Raw genomic sequence first — 18,157 nt, forward strand, 5'->3', positions numbered from 1 at the left:
GTAGAATTTCCGAGTGTCGCTTGCGGACGCCACGTGGCTGAGCGTGGCCGACAAAGCCGGCTCGATCGTCGGGGCATCGGCCGGCATCGCGTCGCTGATCCTCTCCGTCCTGGCGGCCCGGCAGCAGCGGCAGGCGCCGCCAGCCACGCGGACCCGCTCCGATCTCTGGTCGCTGTCCGTTTCGGTGCTGTTACCCGCATCGTTGGCGGTGGCCGTGTCCTGGGCAGGCCCCAGGGCAGCCGCTCGCCTGGGCCTGCCGAGGCTGTACCCGCCCATGATCGGTTTCGTCCTCGGCTTGGTCGCGTTTGCGGCGCTGATCCGATGGCTGGTCCGTTGGTCTCGCGCACCGGCCGCCTCGACCGACATCAACGCTCTGCTCACCGCTCAACTGTCGGCCGCTCGCGATCAGATGTACGACCTGACCGGCACCGCGGCCGATCCACTCCACGTCTACGTACGTCAGCTCGTCCGGGGCGCCGCGGACGCCGGCGAACCGCGGATCCGCGCGGAAACCATGATCAGCCGGCATCGGCACGTCGTCCTCACTGCCGGCCCCGGCGGCGGCAAGTCCACTCTTGCCGCCCGGCTGGTCGTGGATACGAGTTCCTGGTGGCTCAACGCCCCACGCTGGCGCACCCGGATCGGACCACCGTATGACGGCGTAGTCGCCCTGCGCGCGCCAGCAACTTCGCTCGTCACCGCCTCGCTGGAGGAGTCCCTGGGACTGCCGGACCCGGTGGCCTCGCCTCACGGACTGCTCACCCGGCCGCCTTTCCCCGGCGCCGCCTGGCTGGTCTGTGTCGACGGCATCGACGAGATCGTTGACCCGCGGGAACGGGCCCGGGTGCTGCGGTTGCTCAGCCACGAGGTGTCGTCCCGTCCCCGATGGGTGCGTTTCCTGATCACTTCCCGATCGCTGCCGCCGGGCGAGCTGCCGCCCCTGGTCGAGTCAGGAGCCCGGCAGTTCCACCTTGAGGAGTTCGATCCAGAAGGGCTGGGACTGTTCGCCAAGGCGTGGTTCGCCCATCAGGCGCCGTCCGACGCCTCGAAGGCGGAGACCGCGGGGGAAGCTTCGCGATTTCTGAGCCGGATCGAAGCCGCAGGACTCGGCGGGTTGGCCCGAAACCCGCTGATGGCCACCATGGCGGCGACGATCTATCAAAACGATCGGGGGGCGGATCTGCCCACCGACCGTACCGACCTGTACCGCGCCTTCATCCGGGTACTGCGCCGCGCCCGGTCCATCCCGCTGGACCGGATGCCGGCTGGTCCTCGGCCGGTCTCGGCCACCTCGGAACTGACCGCCTTCGCCGCACGGGTGGACGGCCGCATCGACGAGTTGCTGGTCGTGTCCGCTTCCGCCACCGTCTCGTCCGGTCGTCTCAATCCGCTCGCGCAGGCCGTCGTGCGAGCCGAGTCCGCCTGCACCCCCAAAATCCTTTCCGGTACGACGCGGTTCGATCGCCTCAACACGCTCCGTCAGCGACTGATCGCCACCTCGCTGACCGTCCCACAGAGTGTCGGGATCGCCTTCATCCATCGCAGCATCGCCGAGTACCTCGCCGCGGATCCGGCGGGCGGCGCCTTCGACGAGGTGCGCTGGCGGTTGGATTTCGCCGATCCGGCCCGCCGCAGTTACGCGCTGTTCTGCCTGGCTCGCCGTGCCAACGACATCTCAGGGGTGGTCGCCAGGCTGCTGACCGGTGCCGCTGCGGACCCGGTCGGCGCAGGGCGAATTCTCGCCGACGGCATGGCGGTCCAGCCAGAGGTGGAGAAGGCTGTCGCCGACGCACTTCTCACCCGGACCAGGCATGACCATGAAACCACCGCCGACTGCCTGGCCGTCCTGCTCGGCATCGCGACCGCACGACCTTGGCTCCGTCGCCGGCTCGAAGAGCTGCTCGACGACCGTACCGAGCCACTCGCCTTCCGCTGCAAGCTGGCGGCAGTGCTCTTCGATCAGGAGCCCGTACGACACCGCAGGACGATCCGGGAGCTCAGTGTGGAGGCACTCCAGTCGGTGGACGCACGCGCCTACCTGATCGGTCGGGTGGAGAAGCTCGACCCTGAGTTCGCCGTCTTCATGCTCCGCAGGCTTCCCCGGCCGCGAACGGCCACGGTCAGCATGCCGGCGCCGGCCAATGTTCGACAACTCATGGCGCACTGCGCCCTGCACGGCACCGAATTGCACGCTCGCTTCGAGGCCGCTCTGGTCTCGCTCGGCGAGCCGGGGGTCCGGGAGGCCCTCGACGAGATGCTGCAGACCGGCGCGCTGACCCCGACAGAGCGCATGCAGGCCGCCGCGGCGCTGGACATCGGCGACTCCCGGCTCACCATGGCGGTTCACCGGGACACGCTGCACGACGTACGGGCCTCCACCAGCGAACGGCGCATCGCCGCCCAGGCGCTGTCTGTCTACGGCGACGAGGACGCCATCCAGGTACTGCACCAGATCGCCCTGGCCGGGAACTGCCGCCCGATCGACAGGTTCGATGCGATCGATGCCCTCGAACGCCTTCAGGACCCGCTCGCTTTCCTCGCCCTCGAACGCATGACCACCGACCCAGGGCTCAAGAAACTCGATCGGCGCGAGGCGGAACGCCGCCTCGTCGCTCGTCGGGCCGAGGTGACACCCGCGCCGACCCAGGTGGCGGCCCGCACTCCCGCCAGCAGCCCGGCCGAGGAGATTTTCCGGCGGCTCGAGAAGGCCTGGGTGCTGGCGCGCAGCAAGTCTGACGAAGGCGCCGAGACGATCCGCACCATAGCCGCCGACCGGGATCTGCCCACGGCTTGCCGGACGACGGCAGCGGACATGTTGATCCGCCTCGGCGACACCACAGCGGGCCCGGTGCTCCGCGACATCGTCCTCACCGATTACTACAGCGACGAAGTCCGCATCGAAGCCGCTGCCGCCCTCCTGTTCCTCGACGACAAGCTGGGCCGGCAGACACTGCGAGCGGCGAACGACCCACGGCCGCCTCGCCCCCGGCGCCGGGAACGGCTACAGCCCCGCCGCCGGAACGGCCGGCGGCGGCCGATGCTCGACGGGCTCTGACAACCCGCTCAGGCGCCGACCCCCTAAAATCGCCGGATGATCACGGCGGTACCCGACCTTGTCCGGCGGCGGCTGTCGAGGCTGGACGGCCGACTCGATCCGTACTCGTGGCTGGTCACCGGGGTGATCGTGACGGTTGCGGCGATCCTGCGGCTGAGCGGCATCACGTACCCCAAGAAGTTGATCTTTGATGAGATCTACTATCCGACCGACGCGTGGGACATGCTGCAGCACGGCGTCGAGTGGGACGAGAAGACCAACGGGCCGGGCTACGTCGTGCACCCGCCGCTGGGCAAGTGGCTGATCGCGCTCGGCGAGAAGGCGTTCGGGAACACCGAGCTGGGCTGGCGGTTCCCGGCCGCGGTCGCCGGCACGCTGATGATCCTGATCCTGATCCGGGTCGCCTACCGGCTGTTCCACTCGATCGTGCTGGCCGGGCTGGCCGGGCTGCTGATGACCCTGGACGGCTTCCAGCTGGTGCTGTCCCGGACCTCGCTGCTCGACATCTTCCTCGGCCTGTTCATCCTGGCCACCTTCGCGGCGATGGTGCTCGACCGGGACCATTACCGGCGGAGCCTGCTGCGCGCCCTGGAGACCGGGATCGAACGCCGCATCGTGCCCTGGTGGCTGCTCGCCGCCGGGATCCTCTACGGCCTGGCCTGCGGCGTGAAGTGGAGCGCGCTGTTCTTCCTGCCGGTCTTCGCGGGGCTGATCGTGGTGTGGCGGGTGCGGGCCCGCAGCTCGGCCGGCCGCCCGTTCACCTTCCTCGCCGACCTGGGCTGGGGGCTGACCAGTTTCGCCCTGGCCGCCGTCTTCTACCTGGCCACCTGGACCGGCTGGCTGGTCACCGACACCGGCTTCTACCGGCACTGGCGGGCCGACAACGGGATGAGCGAGCCGCCGATCCTGGGCGCGCTGCTCAACCTGTGGCACTACCACTCGGAGGCGTACACCTTCCACAGCGACCTGACCAAGCCGCACCGCTACCAGTCCTGGCCGTGGCAGTGGCTGCTGCTCGGCCGCCCGGTCCCGTTCGACTTCGCCACCCCGGGCGGCTGCGGCGCCGCGAAGTGCGCCCAGGAGATCGTGCTGCTCGGCACCCCGATCCTCTGGTGGTCGTTCCTGCCGGCGCTGCTCGCGTTGATCTGGCTGGGCATCGCCCGCCGCGACTGGCGTGCCTACGCGATCGTCGTGAGCGCGCTGGCCGGCCTGCTCCCGTGGTTCTACTACGCGGTCGCGGACAGCCGGACGATGTTCTCGTTCTACGTCCTGCCCGCCCTGCCGTTCCTGATCCTCGCCGTCGTCTACGTCCTCGGCGTCCTCATCGCCGAGTTCAAGTCCACCGGCATCACGATCGCCGCGGTGTATGTGGTGGCGGTCGCACTGTGCTTCGCGTATTTCTGGCCGATCTTCGTGGACCAGGTGATCCCCTACGACAGCTGGTGGGCCCGCATGTGGCTGGGCACCCGCTGGGTCTGACCCCGGATCAAGACCACGGCGCGAGCACGCTCAGACGGCTTGCGGGAAGTCGAAGAAGCGGTGCGGGTCGTAGGTCTGCTTGACCGCCGTCAGGCGCTGGTAGTTGCCGGCGTGGTAGGCCGCCGGCCAGTCGTCCAGGGCCGGGTCGGGAAAGTTCGGGTAGACCCGTCCGGAGCCGTCCGGGTGGGTGATCGCCCAGGAGCGGTCGATCCACCGGTCGGCCGGGGCACCGAGGTGTTCGAGCAGGAAGCGTTCGCCGCGGTGGGCGAAGGCGGTGGCGTCCTCGGGGACGTGGTTGTAGGCGCCGCCCATCGCGGTGAAGGTGAGCTGCCGCCGGGTCGGCGCACTGCCGACCTCATCCAGCAGGGCCGCGAGCGTGTCGTCGGACAGTGCGCGGGCGAAGAACTCCGACCGGATCCGGTGGGCGGGGGCGGGCTCCGGATCCAGGAAGGTCTGCTTCAGCCGGTGGAAGGGCAGCCCGCCGCGCAGGTCGGCCTGCCGGTCGGTGAAGTCCCGCAGCAGCTGCCGGGTCACGTCCTCGGCAAGAGTGGCGGCGCCGAACAGGGTGGCGACCACCGGCGCGCCGGGTTCGGCGACCAGGGTGAGGTTGACGGTGAGGTCGCCGGGCGCGTCCGGCGCCCACGCCTGCCAGGCGGAGACCAGCTCCGCGACGTCGGCATCCGGCCAGCACGCGGAGATCCGGGTGGTCAGAGGTTCCGGCACGGTGGCGAAGCGCAGCTCCGTGACCACTCCGAACTGCCCGCCGCCCGCGCCGCGCAGCGCCCAGAACAGGTCCGGGTGCCGGTCCTGGTCGCACTCCACCACCGAGCCGTCGGCGAGCACGACTTGCGCGCCGATCAGCCGATCGCAGGTCAGGCCGTACCGCCGGCCGAGCAGCCCGATCCCGCCGCCGAGGGTGAGCCCGGCGATCCCGACGGTCGGGCCGCACCCGGCCGGCAGCGTCACGCCGTGGCCGTGCAGCGCCGCGTAGACCTGCGCGAGCCGGGCGCCCGCGCCGATCGTGGCGATCCCGCCGTCGACCGTGATGCCGTCGAGGCGGGACAGGTCGAGCAGGATCCCGTCCGTCGACGACCGGCCCGCGAAGCAGTGCCCGCCGCCGCGCGGGACCAGCCGCAGCCCGGTGGCGGTCGCGTGGGCCAGCGCGCCGACCACGTCCGCCACCGACTCGCAGCGCACCACCAGCCGGGGCCGGACGTCTTGGAAGGCCGGGTTGACCGGGCGGCGGACCTGGTCGTAGCCGGGCGACTCGGGGGTGAGGATCTCGGGCATGCGTCCGACGCTAGAGGCAGGCCGGCGCCGACATCAAAATCCGATTTCCGGTACGCCGCGAGCACGCCGGCCCCAAGCTGAGGCCGCGCCCCGGGCCGCGGTCGCTCACCGGCTGCGGCTCGCCCGCCGCCGGGCCGGCGCCGACCCGGGATTAGGGTGGCGGTGATGGCGGACGACAGAATTGGCCTGCGCGGCGACCGGGGTGCGGTGCTCGGCGCGATGATGCTCGCCACCGCGCTGATCGCGATCGACTCGACGATCATCGCGACCGCGGTGCCGTCGGTGGTGCGCGACATCGGCGGTTTCCACCAGTTCCCCTGGCTCTTCTCGATCTACCTGCTCGCGCAGGCGGTGTCGGTGCCGGTCTACGGCAAGCTCAACGACATGTTCGGGCGCAAGCCGGTCATCCTGTTCGGCATCGCGCTGTTCCTGCTCGGCTCGATCTTCTGCGGCGCCGCGTGGAACATCTGGCTGCTCATCGCCTTCCGGGTGGTGCAGGGTCTGGGCGCCGGGGCGATCCAGCCGACCGCCATCACGATCGTCGGCGACCTGTACTCGGTGGCCGAGCGCGCCAAGGTGCAGGGCTACGTGGCCAGCGTCTGGGGTGTCTCCTCGGTCGTCGGCCCGACGCTGGGCGGCGTGTTCAGCGAGTACGTCAGCTGGCGCTGGATCTTCTTCGTCAACGTCCCGCTCTGCCTGCTGGCCGCATGGATGATCATGCGCAGGTTCCACGAGGACCGGGGGCGCGCGCGAGCGGTCGTCGACTATCGGGGCGCGACCCTGCTCACCGTCGGGCTGACCCTGCTCATCCTGGGTGTCCTGGAGGGCGGCCAGGCCTGGGGCTGGGCGTCACCGGCGAGCGTCGCGATCCTCGGGCTCGGGGTGCTGCTGCTGATCGCGTTCGGGTTCGTGGAGCGCACGGCGGCCCAGCCGGTCCTGCCACTCTGGATCTTCCGCCGGCGCCTGCTGGTCACCAGCGGGCAGCTGTCCGTCTGCGTCGGCGCCATCCTGATGGCCCTGAGCTCGTACGTGCCGACGTACGCGCAGGAGGTGCTCGGGGCGGGACCGCTGGTGGCCGGTCTGGCGCTGGCCGCGCTCACCCTGGGCTGGCCGATCGCGGCGAGCCAGTCCGGCCGGGTGTACCTGCGGTTCGGTTTCCGGGTGTGCGCGCTGACCGGCACCACGCTGGTGTTCGCCGGGTCGGGGCTGCTGCTCCTGCTCGGCCGGCACTCCAGCCTGTTCGAGGTGGCCGGCTACTGCACGATCATCGGCTTGGGCATGGGGCTCACCTCATCACCCACGCTGATCGCCGCGCAGTCCAGCGTCGGCTGGGCGGAACGAGGCGTGGTCACCGCGAACAACATCTTCCTGCGTTCGGTCGGCAGCGCCCTGGGCGTAGCGGTCTTCGGCGCGGTCGCCAACGCGGTGCTGGGCTCCGGAGCGGTCACCCCGGCGGGACTGACGACGGCGGTGCACCGGATCTTCATCGGCATCGTGATCGTGGCGGGGCTGATGGTGGTGCTGGCCGCGCTGCTACCCGGCGATGCTCCGCGGCAGAAGTCGCCCGACCGGCAGGCGGCACCGGGCCAGGACGCCGCGGCGCCCGCCTGACCCGGTCTCGACGGGCTCGTGGGGCCGCTTCACTGGTCTTCAGACGCCATGACCTGCTGGTCGATTCCGGTCTGACCCTGCCACTTCCCAGTCCCCGCCCGCCCAGGGGGAGCCGCCCGAAGACAGTGTGACGCGGAAGCGAGATCACCCGCGGTTGGGCTGTGGACAACGCGCTGATGTGGATGACGCGCGGCTGAGCCGACTTCGCTCGCGGCTCCGGCGAGAACCTGGGCGGTGGTGTGTTCGCGGAGCCGCACGCGCGCCCAACAGACCGCGGCGGCGACCGGTAGCGCCGCCGCCAGGATGCCAGGTGACAGGACCTCGGTCAGATCCGGGCGAGGTGCGTCGCGGGGGTCGCTCGGGCCAAATGTCCGGTCGGGCACCGGGCCGGTGGTGGGGCGCCCGGCCCTCTGGACTCGGCGCTGCGCGGGGACCGACGCGGTCTTGCCCGGCGTTTCGGGAGGCAGTGGTTCGCTTTCATCGGTCAGCGGCACGGCGAGCTGCCGGTCAGGGGCATGGCGAGCCGTCGGCCAGTAGCACGGCGAGCCGTCGGCCAGTAGCACGGCGAGCCGTCGGGCGGAGGGTGCGCTCGGTCCGGACCGCCCCGCGCCGCGGGTTCTGAGGCCGAGGCGGGTGGTCCGGTTCGAGGTGCGGCTTGCCGCGGTCTGGACCACGGGCGGACCCGGAGCCGCGGTGCGGCCCCGGGCCGGGACCGCCTCGCGCGGGCGGGGCTCGGCGGGACGGAGGCGTACGAAAATGGGGTTCAGGAGAGCTTTGAGTTTGTGATCTTCGGGTTGCCGCTGCCCAGGTAGAAGATGCCGGGGAGGCCGTCGGTCTCGAAGCCGGCGCTCGGGTTGCGGCGCAGCTTGGAGTTGCGGATGACCAGGGTGCCGGTGCGGTCGTTGCTGACGAAGAAGATCGCGCCGCCGCCCTCGACGGCCTTGTTGTTCTCGATCAGGGTGCCGTCCAGGGTGAGGGTGAACTTGTTGCCGTCGAGGTAGATGGCACCGCCGCTGCCGCCGCCCGGGGTGCCGGAGCGGGCCGGGTTGGCGCCCTTGCCGACCGCGTTGTTGCCGGAGAAGTAGCTGTTCAGCACGGTCCAGGAGACGCCGATGCTGGACAGCGCCGAACCGTTCGAGCAGCTGCCGCCGGTGAACGTGCTGCCGACGACGTAGACCGGGGTGTCGCCGCCCTGCTCGAGCACCCGGATCGCGGCGCCGCCCAGGTCGGGGCCGGTGCGGTCGCAGCGGTTGCCGGTGAACCGCGAGTTGATCACCTTGAGGTGGCCGCCGCGGACGAAGATCGCCCCGCCGCCGCCCTGCGTGCCGTCGGACTTGTCGCCGGTGCTGTTGCCCTGGGTGAAGGCCAGGTTCTGCACGGTCAGGCGGGGCGTCTCCTGGTCGTAGCAGTGCGAGGTGGTCCAGCCCTGCGCCTCGTCGCACGTGTTCATGTAGAGGATCCGGCGCTTGCCGCCGCCGCTCAGGGTGACCTTGTTGCCGCCGTCAAGGACGATCTTGGTCTTGGCGTTGACCACCTTCGCGGTGCTGGTCATCGTGATGGTGACCGGGGCCGGCCCGCAGTCGAAGGTGATGATGCCGCCGGCCGCGACCGCCTTGACCACGGCGGCCGAGGTGCAGCTGGCCGGGGTGCCCTTGCCGACCGTGCGGTCCGGCTTGCTGGTGTCGACCGGTTTGGCCTCGGCCGGGATGCTCGCCCTGCCGGCCGGGTTGCCGGGCTTGGGCAGGGTGGACTCCTTGACCGGCTGCTTGGTCGGCGTCTTGCTCGGCGACGCGGCAGGCGACGGGGCCACCGAGACCGGGGTGCCGGTGGAGGCGGCCGGCACCACGGGGGCGGAGGTGGCCACGGTGGAGCCGGCGGCGGCATCGGCCGGCGCGTCGTCGCCGCCACACGCGCCCAGTGTCGCGGCGACGAACAGGCTCAGCACCCCGGCAAGCAGTCCACGTCGAATTCGCACCGGGCGATGCTAGCCGTTCCCGCTGATCAAGAGGGGGGCGCGTCCGAGGAACCGCGAACGACGAGGTGGGTCGGCAGGATCATCTGGTCGCCGGGCGCGCCGGTGTGGCCGAGCAGCAGGTCGAGGCCGACCGATCCGGATCGGTCCTTGGGGACGGTCACCGTGGTCAGCGGCGGGTGGCTCATCGCGGCCAGGCTCACGTCGTCGAAACCGACCACGCTGATCCGGCCGGGCACCGGCACCCCGCGGGCCGCCAGCCGGTGCAGCAGGCCGAGCGCGACCAGGTCGTTGTAGGCGAGCACCGCGGTGGCCGGACCGGCCAGCACCGGGTCGGCGGCGCCCAGGCCGCCCTCGAAGGTGGGCGCGACCGGGTCGAGCACCATCACCTCGGGGACCTCGGACAGCACGGCGAGGCGCTGCCGGGCAGCCCAGGAGTCCTCCGGCCCGCCGACGTACGCGATCCGTCGATGACCTGAGGCGATCAGATGCCGGACCGCCTGCCCGATCCCGTCGGCGATGTCCGCCACCACCGAGGAGAGCCCGGGCACCCGGCGGTGCAGCAGCACGGTGGTCGCCGGGTCGGCCGCTTTCCGCAGGTCCGCGTCGGGTGATCGGGGCGAGCAGAGCAACACGCCGTCGGTGTTGCGGCCGAGCGAGGCGAGCGCCTCCAGCTCGGCGACCGGGTCCTCGTCGGTGTCGGTGATGAACACCCCGTAGTCGACCGCGCGGGCCCGGGCGGTCACCCCCTTGGCCACGTCCGCGAAGAACGGATTGCGCAGGTCCGGGACGATCAACCCCAGATTTCCGGTACGCCCGGTGATCAGTCCCCGGGCGGCCCGGTTGGGCTGGTAGCCGAGCCGCGCGGCGATCGCCTGCACCGCCTCGCGGGTGCTCGCGCTGACCGTGCCGCCGGTCAGCGCGCGGGAGACGGTCGACACCGAGACGCCGGCTTCGCGGGCCACGTCCTGTACGGTCGTGCGCGCCACGTCGCCCCCTTGTGATGTCATCCGGCGGCGTCAGCATAACGAGAACCGCATCCCCTACTATTTGCCGCATGGCAAACAAAGCGCTGGATGTGTTGATCGTCGACGACGATGACGCCGACACGCTGATGATCGAGGAGGCGCTGCTCACCGCCGAGCCGCAGCCCTTGGTTCATCGCGTTTCGGACGGCAGCGAGGCGATGGACTACCTGCTCCGGCGCGGGGAGTACGCCGACGCCACCCGGCCCGACCTGATTCTGCTGGACCTGAACATGCCCCGGATGAACGGGCACGAGGTGCTGGCCCAGGTGAAGAGCGACGAGACGCTGAAGAGCATCCCGGTCGTGGTGCTGACCACCTCGACCGCGTTGCCGGACATCACCGCGAGCTACACCCAGCACGCGAACGCGTTCGTCACCAAGCCGATGGATCTCGACGGCTTCGAGGAGGCGGTCCGCAAGATCAAGCGGTTCTACGGCGAGGTGGCCATTCTTCCGTAGTGAAACATGTCACGGACCGTAGCGGTTAGGCCGCCCTTACAAGCTCACTAGCTGCACAAACGCCGTTCGCGCAGGCGCGCTGCGCGAACGGCCGGTGAGACGAAACTTGATCTGAACCTAGGTTGAAGTTTTAGAGTTCCCTTTCGCCCGGCGGCCGATCTTGGCTGGGCGGCTGTTGCACGCGACGACTGAGTGAGGGAACGCGACCATGGACCGCCCCCTGAGGGTTGCCGTCATCGGAGCCGGCCCGGCCGGCATCTACGCCGCCGACCACCTCATCAAAGCCAACCCGGACGTCACCGTCGACATCCTCGACAAGCTGCCCACGCCGTACGGCCTGATCCGCTACGGCGTGGCCCCGGACCACCCGCGGATCAAGGAGATCATCACCGCGCTGTTCCGGGTGCTGGACAACCCGCGGATCCGGTTCATCGGCAACGTCGCGTACGGCGTCGACGTCAAGCCGGAGGAGCTCAGCCGCTTCTACGACGCGACGATCATCGCGACCGGCGCCGAGAAGGACCGGGCGCTCGACATCCCGGGCATCGAGCTGCAGGGCAGCTTCGGCGCCGCGGACTTCGCGTCCTGGTACAACGGGCACCCGGACGTACCGCGCGACTGGCCGCTGGAGGCCAAGGAGGTCGCCGTCATCGGCGCCGGCAACGTCGCCATCGACGTCGCCCGGATCCTCGCCAAGACCGCCGACGAGCTGCTGGTCACCGAGATCCCGGACAACGTCTACCAGGCGCTCAAGCAGAGCCCGGTGACCGACGTGCACCTGTTCTCCCGGCGCGGCCCGGCCCAGGTCAAGTTCACCCCGCAGGAGCTGCGCGAGCTCGACCACTCGCCGAACGTCGAGGTGATCATCCACCCGGAGGGCATCGAGTTCGACGAGGGCAGCCTCGAGGCGATGCGCCAGACCCGGCACGTCAAGATGTGCGTGGACATCCTGCAGAACTGGGCGGTCCGCGACCCGCGGGACCGGCCGCGCCGCCTGCACCTGTACTTCCTGCAGGCCCCGGTCGAGGTGCTCGGCGAGGACGGCAAGGTGGTCGGCCTGCGCACCGAGACCCAGGAGCTGACCGGCGACGGCTGGGTGCGCGGCACCGGCGAGTTCACCGACTGGCCGGTCCAGGCCGTCTACCGGGCCGTCGGCTACCTGAGCAGCGCGCTGCCCGACCTGCCATTCGACACCAAGACCGGCACCATCCCGCACGCCGCCGGCCGGGTCCTCGACCTGGACGGCGAGCACATCCCCGGGATGTACGTGGCCGGCTGGATCAAGCGCGGCCCGGTCGGCCTGATCGGCCACACCAAGGGCTGCTCCGGCGAGACCGTGGCCAGCCTGCTGGAGGACATGGACCGGCTGGACCAGGCGCCGCAGCACGACCCGGCCGAGGTGATCACCTACCTGGAGCAGCGCGGTCTGCCCTACACCACGTGGACCGGCTGGCAGAAGCTGGACGCGCACGAGATCGCGCTCGGCGAGCAGCAGGGCCGCAAGCGGGTCAAGGTCGTGCCGCGCGACGAGATGACCGAGATCGCGAACGGCTGACGGTTTCGCCGAAGGGGGGCCCGGACGGGCCCCCCTTCGTCATTCGATCTCGATGACTTGGCCGCAGACCTTGTTCCGGAAGTCGGCCAGGGTGTCGAACAGCACCACGCTGATGTCGACCGCGCCGAACCCGTCGAACCGGGTCGGATAGCCGGCGAGAAAACCGGTGCCGTCCCCGCAGTACTGCCACATCGCGACCGAGCCGAGATCCCAGCCGGCCCGCTCGTAGATGTTCCTGGGCAGCTGGGCGGTGTAGCGCGGCACCCAGAGCCAGTCGCAGCCCATCCGGTCGGTGATTCCCTTGTCCCGCATCGCCCCGTTGCCGTAGAGCATGGTCTGCTGATTCGCCTGCTCCCGGATCCGCTCGGCGAACGCGGTGGTGCACTCGACGATCTGCGCGGCGGTCGCGGTCCGGTTGCTGTTGTTCTCCCCGCCCAGCTCGACGTCGACGATGGGAATGATGTCGCCGACGTCGAAACCGCCGGCCTTCTCGACGGTCCGCAGGTAGAAGTCCGCCTGCGCCGCCCCGTCCTGATCGAACTTGAGGAAGTGGTAGGCGCCGCGCAGCCAGGTGTCGCCGTACCGGTCCGGGACCAGGTCGTGCACCGCCGGCCAGTTGTCGTCGAACCAGGACGTGTGGAACGTGGTGCCCTCGGTCGCCTTCAGGATCGCGCCCACCACGTTCGGCGCGTCGACCAGCGCTTCCCAGTTGGGTTTGCCGCCGAGGTCACCGGAGTAGACGTCGACGAGCAGATTGCGTTCCGACATGGCTCGCAGCGTAGGCTTGCGGACCGCCGGCGAACTGTCGCGTTCACGCCTCGGTGCGCCCCTTGCGAGGACCGTCGCCGCCGACGAAACCGCGCGCGGTGCGGGTCAGCTCGGTGAAGCCGCAGGCGGTGAGGAAGCCGGCGTAGTCGTCCTCGTCCTCGTCGGCGTAGTCCAGCAGCCGGGTCACCCCGCCGAGCTCCAGCCAGCCGGCCGCCACGCCGAGCAGCCAGCGCCCGACACCCCGGCGCCGCCAGGCCGGCTCCACCCACAGGTTGCCGACGTCCGCCCAGGTGCCGACCCGCGAGACCCGGGGCCCGGCGTCCAGATTGGTGTCCACCTCGACGTAGCCGACGTCGGCGCCGTCCAGCACCGCGGTGAACCGCGTCCCGTTGATGCCCATCGTCCGGCGAGCGGTCAGTCCGGCCACCGGATCCGCCGGCCGCTCCAGGCCGCTGACCAGGACCACGAACACGATTTCGGTACGTCCGGAGTGCCGGAATCCGATCCGCTCGTAGATCGCCCTGATGTGCGGCCACTGCTCCGGCACGCCGTAGACGCCCGGGGCCGGCAGCGCCCCGTCGGCCAGCCTGCGGGTGACGCCCCAGCGCTGGAACTGGGCGTGGCAGGCCACCGCGAGCGTGTCACCGGCCTCGATCGCGTCCGGCCAGCCCGGCGCGTCCAGCCAGCAGACCAGCCAGCGGATCTCCCCGGCGCCCCGCAGGCACTCGCCGGTCTGCTCGCCGGCCGAGTAGCGCAGCAGGTGGGCGACGGCCACCACCCGGCCGCGCTGCTCGGCGACCAGGGTGACCCGGTCCCGTACCCACCGGTCCACCAGGTACTCCCCCGGCTCGGCCTCGAGCTGGCTGAGCACCGTCTGCACGGACACCGACACCCCCGGCATCACGGCGGCGATGTGCGCGTTGACCAGGGAGGTGACTTGCTCCCGGTCGGCCCGGGCAAACAGGCGGATCACGATGTCGGACATGGGCGGACCTTCCACGCGGGCGCTGAGAGAGCGCAGACAATGGACGACCCGCTACCGAGCGGTACCCGCCCACCGTACAACCCGCCGGCACCTCACCGCCGGGTGCACAGCTTCTCGGCGGTGTCCGCGGTGTCCTTCGAAGCGACCGTGAAGCAGTAGTTCTGGTCCTCCTGAAGGCCGTACACGGCGTAGTCGGTCGCGCCCGCCGGCAGCTCCTGGAACCGCTCCGGCGCCTTCCCGGCCCGGGCGCCGGCGATCACCACGGTGGCCTTGCTGCCCTTGGCGAACTTCCAGCTGAGCTCGACGGAGTCGCCCTTGTCGACCAGCCGGACGTCTGAGACCGGCCCGGCCTTCCGCGACGGTGCGACACTCGTCGGCCGGGAGGCCGACGGCGCCGCCGACCCGGTCGCGCCCGGCGCGCGGTCGGGGCGCCACGGCGCGGACAGCAGCAGTCCGGCGGCTGCGGCCGCCGTCACGAGTGCCCCGGCCGCGACGGCGGTCCGGCGGCGCCCGGTGTCCCGCCCGGCGGCCCGGTCGGGGTGGGTCCGCGGCACCGGCCGGGCGCCGTTGGTGCCGGGCCGGGTGACCAGCAGGTCGAGCAGGTCGGACGCGGTCGGCCGGTCGGCGGGGTCCTTGGCCAGGGCCCGCCGCACCACCGCGCGCAGCGGATCGGCGAGGCCGCCGAGATCGGGTTCGGCGGTCAGGATCCGCGCGGCCGTCCCCACCGACGACTCGGCGGCGAACGGGTTGCGGCCGGTGCCGGCGTAGGCGACGACCGCACCCCAGGCGAACACGTCGACGGCGGGAGTGACCGGCCGGTCCGGGCCGTCCAGCCGCTCCGGCGCCATGTAGGCGATCGTGCCGACCATCTGACCGGTGCGGGTGTGCTCGCTGGTCGACTCCAGCGCCCGGGCGATCCCGAAGTCGATCACCTTCGGCGAGCCGAGGGCGAACAGCACGTTGGTCGGCTTCAGGTCCCGGTGGACGACGCCCGCGCCGTGGATCGCGGCCAGCGCGGTGGCGACCCCGACCGCCACGCTGTGCAGCGCTCCCCCGCGCAACGGGCCCTGCTCGGCGACCACCTCGGCCAGACTCGGCCCGTCCACGTACTCCACGACCAGGTACGGCGGGTGATGGTCGGGGTCGGCGTCGAGCACCGCGGCGGTGCTGAACGGCGGCACCTCGCGCGCCCGGTTCACCTCGCTGCGGAACCGGGCCCGGAACTCGTCGACCGCCGCGAACTCGGGGCGGATCACCTTCACCGCCACGATCCGCCCGTCCGGGTCGCGGGCCTGGTAGACCGCGCCCATGCCGCCCTCACCGAGCAGCCCGAGCAATTCGTACCGGCCCAGCCGGCGGGGATCGTCGCGACGTAGCGCCCTGATCGGCATCCCGGGTAGACCCTCCGAACGCGGTCCGAAGCGGGCGGCACAGCCCACCACAGAGTAGGCCGTCGGCGGCCACCCTCGGCCCCGCCGCACCCCGGCCGGGCGACGGGCCGGCCGGGTGTCTCGCGCGGAAAAAGAGAGCGGCCGGCCGCCCCGGGAGCTCACGCGGAGAACCGCGGATCTCAACCGGTGGCAGCCGGCCGCCCATCTGTCCCGGGGACCCGAACCGGGTCGCCGGGCAGCATGCGACGTCAGAGCGGGCGGATGTTCTCCGCCTGCGGGCCCTTGGCGCCCTGGGTGACCTCGAACTCGACGCGCTGGTTCTCGTCGAGGCTCCGGAAGCCGGAGGCCGCGATGTTGGAGAAGTGGGCGAACACGTCCGGGCCGCCGTCATCCTGGGTGATGAAGCCGAAGCCCTTGTCGCTGTTGAACCACTTCACGGTACCGGTGCTCATCTGGGTTTACTCCCCCTGCTGACTGGTCAGAACCCGATCGATCTGACCAAAACAAAAACGCCTGGCGGGCCGAGATGCCCATCAGGCGTTGGAACGTCGCAGAATCGGGCTGCAACGGGGCAACCCTAACATGGCGCGGGGTCAGTGGGCGGTCCCGAGTACCGCGACCTCGGTGATTCCGGCGTCCTGGGCGGCGCCGAGGCCGGCGATCCGGTAACTGGTCAGCACCGGCAGCCACCAGTCCGGCAGGTGTCCGCGGCCCGGGTCGCCGACCAGGATCCGGGCGCCGCGGGCGGTCACCCGCAGCAGGAAGGCGAGCATCCGGGCGGCCAGCTCACGGTCGTAGAGGCCGTCGCCGACCAGCACCACCTCGGCGTCGCCGGCGTCGGAGTCGAGCAGGTCGCCCTCGACCAGGCGTAGGGTGACCGCGTTCGCGTCGGCGTTCATCGCGGCGGCGGCCAGCGCGTACGGATCGATGTCGTTCGCGGTGACGTGGGCGGCGCCGGCCTTGGCCGCGGCGATCGCCGCCACCGCGCCGCCGCAGGCCACGTCGAGCACCCGCCGGCCGGCCACCGCGTCCGGGTGGTCCAGCAGGTAGCGGGCCAGGGCCTGGCCGCCGGCCCAGGCGCTGGTCCAGAACGGGGTGTGCCCGGAGCCCATCTGCGACTCCAGCCGGGCCTGCAGGACGATGGCGTCGTCGGCCAGGTGCAGCCGCAGCTCGGGCAGGAAGGGTGGGCGGACCAGCCGGAGGCCGTCATAGCCGACGGCGCTGGAGGCGACGAACGGGGTCAGCGGGTTGGCGTCGAGCGTCGGCACGGCAGGCTCCGATCAGGCAGGGCCGCCTGATCACGGCTGGCTCGCCCGACCCTACCCGGATGTGTGGACTTCCGGCGCATAACGCACCGAAAGTCACACACCACGGCGGTCAGGCGGAGATCGGGTTGTACTGCAGCGTCCAGCGGTAGGCCTGCACGAGCCGGGTGTCGAAACCGGACGCCGACCCCCACAGGAAGATCCGGAAGCGGCGGTAGAGTTCCTCGCCCCAGCGCGCCACGATCTCCTCCCGGCGGGCGTCCAGGCGCTGCGCCCAGGCCCGGCAGGTGAGGTAGTAGTTGTGCCGGTCGTCCTCGACGTTGAGCAGGTCGAACGGCGAGTGCGCGACCTGCCGCAGGTACTGGTGCAGCAGCAGCGGCGCGGACCGGCCGGGGTAGACGTACTGCTTGAAGAAGGTCGACGCGGTGTGCTTGCGGCGCATCGCGAGCGCGTCCAGGTAGACCCGGCCGCCGGGCTTGAGCAGCCGGGCGTAGGTCTGCAGGGTGGCCCGGTAGTCCGGCAGGTGCTCGGTGACGCCCATGTTGACGATCGCGTCGTACGGCTCGGGCGAGTCGTACTTCAGGATGTGCTGCCGGACCACGGTGACCGGCAGGTGCTCCCGGGCGAACAGGTCGGTGAGGAATCTCTCCGACTCGGCGGCCAGGGTGACCGTGGTCACGTCGATGCCGCGCCGGGCGGCGTGCTCGGAGAAGGCGCCCCAGCCGCCGCCGACCTCGAGGACCCGGTCGCCCGGTTTCACCCCGATGTCGTCCAGGGCGATGTCGAGTTTCCGGGTGATCGCGTCCTCCAGGACCTCGTCGTCGCCGGCGAAGACGCCCTGGGTGTAGCAGCGGTGCCGGGTGTCGAGGAAGGTCAGGAAGAAATCCGAGTCCTCGTCGTAGTGCTGGGAGATGGCCCGCCGGTCGTGGTCGGTGCGGCCGTGCCACAGCGACGGCGCCCAGCGGCCGAGGAACGCGATCGGGTGGATGTCGGAGAAGAACCTGCGCATGTTCAGCAACGCGCCCAGGTCACCCTCGCAGTCGAGGTGGCCGCCCAGGTAGGCCACCGCGACCCGCAGCTGGTCGAGGGTGGCCAGCGCATCGTGGCCCGGGTCGTCGCGGACCACGATGCGGAACCGGGCCGGGGCGGACTCGGTGACGCCGAACGGGAGGATGGCGCCGTCCCGGGTCTGGATCTCGAAGGGAATCGGTGAGCGGTCACGGAAGTATTCGTCGTAACGCCGGCTGAAGACGTCGGCCAGATTTCGCCGCCTCATGCCGTGATCCTCCCACCGATATCC

General features: G+C 71.0%; 14 protein-coding genes. 5 read left to right on the forward strand and 9 right to left on the reverse strand.

Going from position 1 to position 18,157, the window contains the following annotated elements:
- Positions 1–13: 13 nt before the first annotated feature.
- Together BJY16_RS36235 and BJY16_RS36240 are read left to right on the forward strand one after the other, a co-directional pair.
- A complete protein-coding gene (locus BJY16_RS36235; RefSeq protein ID WP_185044061.1) occupies positions 14–3,055 on the forward strand; it encodes an NACHT domain-containing protein in 3,042 nt (1,013 codons plus the stop codon).
- A 36-nt stretch (positions 3,056–3,091) separates the two neighbouring features.
- Entirely contained in the window at positions 3,092–4,534 is a 1,443-nt protein-coding gene (locus BJY16_RS36240; RefSeq protein ID WP_185044062.1) for a dolichyl-phosphate-mannose--protein mannosyltransferase, read from the forward strand.
- A 30-nt stretch (positions 4,535–4,564) separates the two neighbouring features.
- Here the strand turns inward: BJY16_RS36240 and BJY16_RS36245 are convergent, their stop codons facing one another.
- On the reverse strand, positions 4,565–5,824 hold the full coding sequence (locus BJY16_RS36245) for an FAD-binding oxidoreductase (RefSeq protein WP_185044063.1): 1,260 nt from the start codon (positions 5,822–5,824) through the stop codon (positions 4,565–4,567).
- Positions 5,825–5,989: 165 nt separating this feature from the next.
- Here BJY16_RS36245 and BJY16_RS36250 point away from each other — a divergent pair, with 165 nt between their 5' ends.
- Positions 5,990–7,435, forward strand: a complete 1,446-nt coding sequence (locus BJY16_RS36250) for an MFS transporter (protein WP_185044064.1) — start codon at positions 5,990–5,992, stop codon at positions 7,433–7,435.
- A 763-nt stretch (positions 7,436–8,198) separates the two neighbouring features.
- Here the strand turns inward: BJY16_RS36250 and BJY16_RS36255 are convergent.
- Entirely contained in the window at positions 8,199–9,404 is a 1,206-nt protein-coding gene (locus BJY16_RS36255) for a hypothetical protein (protein ID WP_373873444.1), read from the reverse strand.
- A gap of 32 nt (positions 9,405–9,436) precedes the next feature.
- Positions 9,437–10,396: a LacI family DNA-binding transcriptional regulator gene (locus BJY16_RS36260; RefSeq protein WP_239177293.1), complete on the reverse strand. Its 960-nt coding sequence runs from the start codon at positions 10,394–10,396 to the stop codon at positions 9,437–9,439.
- A 68-nt stretch (positions 10,397–10,464) separates the two neighbouring features.
- Between BJY16_RS36260 and BJY16_RS36265 the strand changes: the two genes are divergently transcribed.
- Together BJY16_RS36265 and BJY16_RS36270 are read left to right on the forward strand one after the other, a co-directional pair.
- Positions 10,465–10,893 (forward strand): response regulator, encoded by a 429-nt coding sequence (locus BJY16_RS36265; protein ID WP_185044066.1) that lies wholly within the window; start codon positions 10,465–10,467, stop codon positions 10,891–10,893.
- Between the two features lie 208 nt (positions 10,894–11,101).
- Entirely contained in the window at positions 11,102–12,448 is a 1,347-nt protein-coding gene (locus tag BJY16_RS36270) for an FAD-dependent oxidoreductase (RefSeq protein WP_185044067.1), read from the forward strand.
- Positions 12,449–12,487: 39 nt separating this feature from the next.
- On the opposite strand, the gene BJY16_RS36275 is transcribed toward BJY16_RS36270, so the two are convergent.
- From BJY16_RS36275 to BJY16_RS36300, 6 genes are all read right to left on the reverse strand, one after another.
- The gene (locus tag BJY16_RS36275) at positions 12,488–13,216 is read right to left on the reverse strand and encodes a glycoside hydrolase family 25 protein (protein ID WP_185044068.1); all 729 of its coding nucleotides are present in this window, start codon (positions 13,214–13,216) and stop codon (positions 12,488–12,490) included.
- 43 nt (positions 13,217–13,259) lie between these two features.
- Positions 13,260–14,201 (reverse strand): GNAT family N-acetyltransferase, encoded by a 942-nt coding sequence (locus tag BJY16_RS36280; RefSeq protein WP_185044069.1) that lies wholly within the window; start codon positions 14,199–14,201, stop codon positions 13,260–13,262.
- Between the two features lie 92 nt (positions 14,202–14,293).
- Positions 14,294–15,592 (reverse strand): serine/threonine-protein kinase, encoded by a 1,299-nt coding sequence (locus tag BJY16_RS36285; protein WP_185044070.1) that lies wholly within the window; start codon positions 15,590–15,592, stop codon positions 14,294–14,296.
- Between the two features lie 248 nt (positions 15,593–15,840).
- Entirely contained in the window at positions 15,841–16,044 is a 204-nt protein-coding gene (locus tag BJY16_RS36290) for a cold-shock protein (protein WP_185044071.1), read from the reverse strand.
- Between the two features lie 141 nt (positions 16,045–16,185).
- On the reverse strand, positions 16,186–16,860 hold the full coding sequence (locus BJY16_RS36295) for a class I SAM-dependent methyltransferase (protein WP_185044072.1): 675 nt from the start codon (positions 16,858–16,860) through the stop codon (positions 16,186–16,188).
- Between the two features lie 109 nt (positions 16,861–16,969).
- Positions 16,970–18,133 carry a class I SAM-dependent methyltransferase gene (locus tag BJY16_RS36300; RefSeq protein WP_185044073.1) on the reverse strand — a complete coding sequence of 388 codons (1,164 nt, stop codon included), beginning with the start codon at positions 18,131–18,133 and terminating at the stop codon, positions 16,970–16,972.
- Positions 18,134–18,157: the final 24 nt, after the last annotated feature.

Origin of the sequence: Actinoplanes octamycinicus (genome assembly GCF_014205225.1) — a bacterium.
GTDB lineage: Bacteria > Actinomycetota > Actinomycetes > Mycobacteriales > Micromonosporaceae > Actinoplanes > Actinoplanes octamycinicus.